Below are 7,745 nucleotides of genomic sequence, written 5' to 3' on the forward strand. Positions count from 1 at the left end.
CGTCGTCTGCCCGATCAAGTTGCCATTGCCATCTGTGACGGTGACCGTCGCACCCGCCTCGGCAGTACCGACGATCGCCGTGCCATTGCTCGGCTGCAGCACCGGCGCGGCCGGTGCCAGCGCATCCACCGTGGTCGTCGCCGGCGGACTGACGTTGCCGGTCGCATCGGTGGCCACGGCGTTGACCACGGTGCCATCGGGCAACGCGGCGCCCGGGGTCACGCTCCAGTTGCCCGCGCCATCGGCAGTGGTCTGTCCGATCAGCGTGCCGTTGCCGTCGGTCACCGTCACCGTCGCCCCCGCCTCGGCGGTACCGACGATCACCGTGCCGTTGCTCGGCTGCAGCACCGGCGCCGCCGGTGCCAGCGCATCCACGGTGAGCGATGCAGGCGGACTGACGTTGCCGGCCGCGTCCGTGGCGACGACGTTGACCACGGTGCCGTCCGGCAAGGCCGTGCCCGGTGTGACGCTCCAGTTGCCGGCGCCATCGGCGGTGGTCTGGCCGATCACCGTGCCGTTGCCGTCGGTGACGGTGACCGTCGCGCCGGCCTCCGCCGTGCCGACGATCGCGCTGCCATCGCTCGGCTGCAGCACTGGCGCGGCCGGCGCCAGCGCATCGACGGTAGTCGTCGCCGGCGGGCTGGCGTTGCCTGCGGCATCGGTGGCGACAGCGGTGATGACCGTGCCGTCGGGCAGAGGACTGGCGGGGACGAGGCTCCAGTTGCCGGACGCATCGACCGCGGCCTGCCCGATCACCGCACCGTTGCCGTCGGTCACCGTCACTGTCGCACCGGCCTCCGCCGTGCCGTTGATCTCCATGCCGTTGCTCGGCTGCAGCACCGGTGCCGCGGGTGCCACCGCGTCCACCGTGGTGGTCGCCGGCGGACTGACCGTGCCGGCGGCATTGCTGGCGACCGCCGTGATCACCGTGCCGTCCGCCAGCGGTATGGCCGGGGTGAAGCTCCAGTTGCCGGACGCATCGACGATGGCCTGGCCGATCGATGCGCCGTTGCCGTCGGTCAGGGTGATGGTCGCGCCCGCTTCCGAGGTACCGGCGATGACGCTGCCGTTGCTGGCGTCGATGACCGGTGCCGCCAGCAGATCCGGCGCCTGCACGCTGGCCGGCGGACTGGTGTTGCCGCCCGGATCGGTCACCACCACGGTCAGCGTCTCGCCATCGGTCAGCGGCGGCTGCAAGGGCACGGTGAAGGTGCCATCGCTGCCGACCACGGCCGTGACGTCCGGCACGCCGTCGCCATTGGTATCCACGCCCACTGTGGCGCCCGCCTCCGCGGTGCCGGTGAGGCTGCCGCCATCGGCCGAGAGCTGCAGATTGCCGGCCGCCGCTGGCGGCGTGGTGTCGGGCGCGTTGACGCTGGCGCCGGGGCCGGTGTTGCCGGCCGTGTCGGTCACCACCACCGTCAGCGGTTCGCCATTGGTGAGTGGCGGCTGCAGCGGTACCGTGAAGGTGCCGTCGCTGCCGACCACGGCGGTCACGTCCGGCACGCCATCGCCATTGGTATCCACACCCACCGTCGCGCCTGCCTCCGCGGTGCCGGTGAGGCTGCTGCCATCGGGCGCCACTTGCAGATTGCCGGCCGCACCGGGCGGGGTGACGTCCGGCGCCTGCACCATCGCCGGCGGGCTGGTATTGCCCACCTGATCGATCACCACGACCGAGACCATTTCTCCATCGATCAACGGAGTAGGCAGGGCAACAATGAAGGTGCCACTGCTTTCGGTCATCACGATATGGTCCACCTGTCCGTCGCCATCGGTGTCGACGTGTACCCAGGCACCAGCCTGCGCGGCTCCGGTCAACTGCAAGCCGTTCTCCGCGATGCGCAAGTTGCTGGCGGCCGCTGGCGGCACGGGCGACGCTGGGGGCGGCGAGGCCGGCGGCTGCGCGATCAGGTTGCTGTCGTCCTGCTTGCTCATACTGCCCAGTGCGCCAGCGCCCGCCGCTACCCCGCCAGCCAGCAGCAATGGCCCGAGGAGGCCGCCAGATGATGCGCCTATGCCCGCCGCAGTCAGTGACTCGAATCCTGCCTCGACACTCAATGGCGCATATGTGCCCAGCAATGCGCCTGCTTCGCCAGTGCCGGAGAACTGCACCGCAACCAGACGCTCTTCCTGAGTCAGGAACAATTGGCTTGGTTCAGGGGCTGGATCAAAGAAGTGGGCAACGCGCAGCATTTCGCCGCTTTTCATCCGCACGATCAGATCATCGCCCTCACGCGTGTACGCCGCGATATCATCAGGCGGCATGTCAAGCACCACACGGCTGGGCTGATCCAGATGAACTACACCGTCTGATGGCAGCGGGATAGCCTGGGCGCGCGCGGGGTCCGCATCGTGCGGGACAACCTTGACCTGGATACTCATGACGAACACTCCTTTCGCGAGGATGGGCGGAAGCGGGCGAGCGTGAGCCGATGGCCTGGGGCGGTCGACGCGACTGAGCGCCGTGCCGGCCGATACGTAGGCAACACCTCACCTACGCGGCCCTATCGGTCCACGACAAGCATTGGGTCGGTGATCAAGCAACGCAGCGCACGAACTACCGCGCCACGTCGGGGTGGACGCAGCTAGCGTCGGGGTCGTTGCAAGGGGGAAACCCGGGGATGAGGCCGGCGGCGGCGATGCGCCACGTGACGGGGCGAACGAGACAAACGGGCGGTGTCCAATGACATCACGGGCACTCCTTGTGAAAGCCAAACAGTTCGAACGGCAGGACGGCAACACCATGTGCAGTGACACTGCGCCGACATGCCTCGCCTGCATTGCGAGGTGCCACCTTCAGGTCCGGATCGATCGTGCCGCATACCCGCCAAAGAACTGGCGTTACGCGGTCCCCCCTTCCGTTTGCACGCACCGATCTTTGCCAACGACGACACACATGGGCAATAAATCGGCACAAATACGTGACACAACTGTGTTTAGCACCACACTCCAGCGACGCTTTTTTCACAAAGCCCGCTGCGGGTTTTTCAAGGTTATTGCGCAAAGCAATAAAAAAATGACGCCACCGGCATGGCCCGGTTCTGCGCGGCTGCGTGCGTCCCTCCATCGGCTGCGTTCGCCGAACCGCGCCGGTAAACGATTGCATCGACAGGCGCAGGCGACACCGTGCGGCCGGCGCACCTTGGGCAGCGCCCGGCCCTGTCATGCGATCGGCCCACCGAACCTGGACGGTCGGCAGCGCGACGCATGGCGTCGCGCGCCGCCGGTGCGGCACTCTCTGGCTCAGTACACCGGCAAACTGATGAAACTGGCCTGCTGCGGCGTGTGCCAGATCCGCTGCGTCGCCTTCTGGTAATCGCCGGGCTTGGCGAAGTAGATGTTCGGCACGTAGGTCTGCGGGTTGCGGTCGTACAGCGGGAACAGGCTCGACTGCACCTGCACCATCACCCGGTGGCCGCGCTCGAAGGTATGATTGGCGGTGGGCAGGCCGAAGCGGTAGGCCAGCGGCTGGTTCGGGGTCAGCGGCGCCGGATGCTCGAAGCTTTCGCGGTAGCGGCCGCGGAAGATCGCCAGCGACACCGGCAATTCGTAGCCGCCCAGTTTCGGATCGGACGCCATCTGGTCCGGGTACACGTCGATCAGCTTCACCACCCAGTCGCTGTCGCTGCCGCTGGTGGAGGCCTGCAGGTGCACTTCCGGCGCGCCGGCGATGCGCAGCGGCGCCTGCAGCGGTTCGCTGACGAAGGTCAGCACGTCCGGGCGGCCGTCGACGAAGCGCTGGTCGTGCACCAGCCAGGTGGTCCACATGTCGCGGTCGCCGAATACCACCGGGCGCGGCACGAACGGCACCGGCTTGGCCGGGTCGGACACGTATTCGGTGTACTCGCCCTGCCCGGCCTTGGGCGCCTCGAACGAGACGCGGCCGCCGGCCTCCAGGTACAGCGGCTTGCTCTGCGCCGGGCAGCCCTGCGCGCAGCTCAGCGGCCAGCGCTGCAGGCGATCCCAGTGGTTGGCGCCGGTATCGTAGATCAGCACCGGCGGCGTGTCGGCCTTGGGCGCGCCGTCGACCAGGTACTGATCGAAGAACGGCTTGAGCACGTCGCGGCGGAACTGCAGCGCGGTGTCGCCGTCGAACTGCAGCGCGCCCAGCGAGGCGCCCTCGTAGTTGACCTGACTGTGCCGCCACGGCCCCATCACCAGGTAGTTCTTGTCGTTGCCGGTGTCGCGCGGCTCCATCGCCTCGTAGCTGTGGATCGCGCCCCACATGTCTTCCTGGTCCCACAGCCCCTGCAGCCACATCGTCGGCACCTTCAGCGGGGTGCGCGCCATCACCTTGTCCAGCGCCTGCTCCTGCCAGAACGCATCGTAGGCCGGGTGCTCGGTGAGCTTGCGCCACCACGGCAACTGCTCCAGCCCGGCGGCCTTGGCGTAGTCGCCGGCCGAACCGGCGCGCAGGAAGTTGCTGTAGTCGTCGTAGCCCTGCCGCGGAATGCCCTCGCCCTTGCCACGCCGGGTCATCTGGCCGGTGAAGTAGTCCAGGTTGACCTGGCGGAAGGCGCCGTAGTTGAGCCAGTCGTCGCCCATCCAGCCGTCGATCATCGGGCTTTCCGGCGCGGCCACCTTCAGCGCCGGATGCGGATCGGCCAGCGCCATCACCACGGTGAAGCCCTCGTAGGACGAGCCGATCATGCCGACCTTGCCGTTGGATTCGGGCACGTGCTTGACCAGCCAGTCGATGGTGTCCCAGGCGTCGGTGGCATGGTCGACCTTGGTCGGGTTGAGCGGCCCGCGCAGCGGCCGGGTCACCACGTAGTCGCCCTCCGAGCCGTATTTGCCACGGATATCCTGGAACACGCGGATGTAGCCGCCATCGACGAACACCTCGTCGCCCTGCGGCAGCAGATCGCGCATGTGCGGCGAGGCCAGCCGGCTGGCACGGCCGCTGGCGTCGTAGGGCGTGCGGGTCAGCAGCATCGGCGCGCCGTGCGCGCCCTTGGGCAGCACGATCACCGTGTGCAGCTTGACCCCGTCGCGCATCGGGATCATCACCTCGCGCTTGATGTAGTCGTTGGCCGCGGTCGGCGCGACGAAGGGCTTGCCGGTGATGTCCGGGGTCATCGGCGCGGTCTGGGCGAACGCGGTGCCGGCGGTGGCGAGGGCGACGGCAGCGGCGAGCAGGCAGGGAGCGAGGCGGCGCATGGGCATTGGATCCCGAAAGGAGGCGAATCCGCGACGCTAGGCGACGGCGCCTCACTCGGCAAGTGACAAAGGCTGGGTCGCCGACCCTCGCCGTTGGCGCCGCGGGCACGCGAGCGCGCAGGCACGCCATGCCAATCAGCCCAGGTGGCTGCCCTGCCCCAGCTCCACCGACACGACGCAGATCACTCCCTTGCCAGGCAGCTCAGGCGCCCGACCGACCAGGATCGCAGCGCCTCAGTGCCGCACCTGGCCTTCGCCGCGCACCACGAAGCGCTCCACGGTCAGCGCTTCCAGGCCCATCGGGCCGTAGGCGTGCAGGCGCGTGGTGGAGATGCCGATCTCCGCGCCCAGGCCGAGTTCGCCGCCGTCGGAGAAGCGCGAGGAGGCGTTGACCATCACCACCGCCGCGCGCAGCGCCTGCACGAAGGCCTCCGCGTTGGCCGCATCGGCGGTGGCGATGACTTCGGTGTGATCCGAGCCGTAGCGGCGGATGTGCGCGATCGCCGCGTCCAGGTCGGGCACCACCGCGACCGCCAGGATCAGGTCCAGGTATTCAGCGGCGTAGTCGTCGTCGCTGGCCGGGTCGATGCCCGGCAGCAGCGCGCGGGTGGCGGCATCGCCGCGCAGGGCGACGCCGCGCTGACGCAGAGCCTGGGCTGCCAGCGGCAGGAAGCGCGCGGCCACGTCGGCGTGCACCAGCAGCGTCTCCAGGGAGTTGCAGGCGGCCGGCCGCGTGGTCTTGCCGTCGATGAGCAGCTTCACCGCCAGCGCCAGGTCGGCCGAAGCGTCGACGAACAGATGGCACACGCCCTTGTAGTGCTTGATCACCGGCACCCGCGCATGTTCGGCGACGAAGCGGATCAGACCTTCGCCGCCGCGCGGGATCGCCAGGTCGACGATGTCGTGGAGCTGCAGCAGCTCCAGCATGGTCTCGCGGCGCAGGTCCTCGACCAGGGTCAGCGCGGCCTCGCCGATGCCGGCGTCGCGCAGCGCCCGGCGCAGTGATGCGGCGATGGCGGTATTGGAGTGGATCGCCTCGGAGCCGCCGCGCAGGATCACCCCGTTGCCGGCCTTGATGCACAGCGCCGCGGCGTCGGCGGTGACGTTCGGACGTGCCTCATAGATCATCGCCACGACGCCCAGCGGCACGCGGATCTTCTGCACGCGGATGCCGTTGGGGCGCACGTCGTCGCGGGTGACCTGCCCCACCGGGTCGGGCAGGCCCGCCACCTCGCGCAGCGCCGCGGCGATGCCGTCCAGGCGCTTGCGGTCCAGCGCCAGCCGATCGAGCATCGCGCTGCCGACGTCCTTGGCCCGCGCCGCCTCCAGATCGCGCGCATTGGCGGCGAGGATCGCCTCCGCATCCGCTTCCAGCGCCGCCGCCATCGCCTCCAGCAACGCCTGTTTGGCCGGCGACGACAACTGCGCCAACGCTTGCGCGGCATCGCGGCAGTGCAGGGCCTGGGTGCGGATGGAGGTCATTGGGTGGCTCCGGTGGATTCGGGATTCGGGATTCGGGATTCGGGATTCGGGATTCGGGATTCAAAAAGGCTACGCGCGACGCGAGGAAATCAGAGGCGGCGAATGCGATGCGCGATGCAGGTGCCGGCCTTGCGGCGCAGACGCGGCCGGCGCGGGGCGGACGCGATTACGCCGACTCCCCATTCCCGACTCTCGATTCCCGCACCACCACCAGATCGTCGCGATGGATCACGTTCTCGCCGTAGTTGTAGCCCAGGATCGCCTCGATGTCGCGCGAGTGGCGGCCGGCGATGCGGCGGATGTCCACCGCCGCGTACTGGCTGACCCCGCGCGCCAGGCAGCGTTCCCCGGCCGCGTCGCGCAGGCGCACCTCCACCATGTCGCCGCGGCGGAACTCGCCCACAGCACCGGCCACCCCGCCCGGCAGCAGCGAGGCGCCCTTGTCGAGCAGCGCGGCGGCAGCGCCAGCATCGATCAGGATCGCCCCCGGCTCCACCGGCACGTGGCGCAGCCAGTACTTGCGCGCGGCGATGCGGGTGCGCGCGGCATGGATGCGCGTGCCGCGCAGGCTGTCCTGGGCCAGGCCGCGCAGCACCTCGGCGCTGCGGCCGTTGAACAGATAGGTCTCGATGCCGGCGGCGCCGGCCTTGGCCGCGGCCTCCAGCTTGGTACGCATGCCGCCGGTGCCCACGCCGCTGCCGCTGCCGCCGGCCATGGCCAGCACCGCCGCGCTCAGTTCCTGCACCTCGTGCAGCGGCTTCGCCTGCGGGTCGCGGCGCGGGTCGGCGGTGTACAGGCCGTCGATGTCGGTGGCGATGAACAGCGCATCGGCGTCGACCAGGGCGGCGACGATCGCGGCGAGATTGTCGTTGTCGCCGAGCTTGAGTTCGTCTACCGACACGGTGTCGTTCTCGTTCACCACCGGCAGCGCGCCCAGCCGCAACAGTTCGCCCAGCGTGGCGCGCGCGTTGAGGTAGCGACGGCGGTTGCGCAGGTCGTCGTGGGTCAGCAGCACCTGCGCCACCGGCCGCTCGAAGAAGCGCTGCCACAGCGCGATCAGTTGCGCCTGGCCGAGTGCGGCCAGCGCCTGCCGTGCCGCC

At 69.4% G+C, this 7,745-nt stretch carries 4 protein-coding genes; all 4 read right to left on the bottom strand.

Annotated features, from left to right (window positions below; all coding sequences use genetic code 11):
* Positions 1 to 2,385 (bottom strand): Ig-like domain-containing protein (locus D588_RS0120285; RefSeq protein ID WP_026143934.1); only part of this gene is annotated, 2,385 nt, incomplete at its 3' end.
* 861 nt (positions 2,386 to 3,246) lie between these two features.
* Entirely contained in the window at positions 3,247 to 5,163 is a 1,917-nt protein-coding gene (locus tag D588_RS0120290; RefSeq protein WP_017917299.1) for a CocE/NonD family hydrolase, read from the bottom strand.
* Positions 5,164 to 5,397: 234 nt separating this feature from the next.
* Positions 5,398 to 6,645 (bottom strand): glutamate-5-semialdehyde dehydrogenase, encoded by a 1,248-nt coding sequence (locus tag D588_RS0120295; RefSeq protein ID WP_017917300.1) that lies wholly within the window; start codon positions 6,643 to 6,645, stop codon positions 5,398 to 5,400.
* A gap of 166 nt (positions 6,646 to 6,811) precedes the next feature.
* Positions 6,812 to 7,745: glutamate 5-kinase (gene proB, locus D588_RS25730; protein ID WP_017917301.1), on the bottom strand; the 934-nt coding region annotated here is incomplete at its 5' end.

Origin of the sequence: Xanthomonas sp. SHU 308, assembly GCF_000364645.1 — a bacterium.
Classification (GTDB): Bacteria; Pseudomonadota; Gammaproteobacteria; order Xanthomonadales; family Xanthomonadaceae; genus Xanthomonas_A; species Xanthomonas_A sontii.

Coding starts and splice junctions, on each gene's coding strand:
- D588_RS0120295 (WP_017917300.1), bottom strand. CDS start 6,645: ATGACCTCCATCCGCACCCAGGCCCTGCACTGCCGCGATGCCGCGCAA.
- D588_RS0120290 (WP_017917299.1), bottom strand. CDS start 5,163: ATGCGCCGCCTCGCTCCCTGCCTGCTCGCCGCTGCCGTCGCCCTCGCC.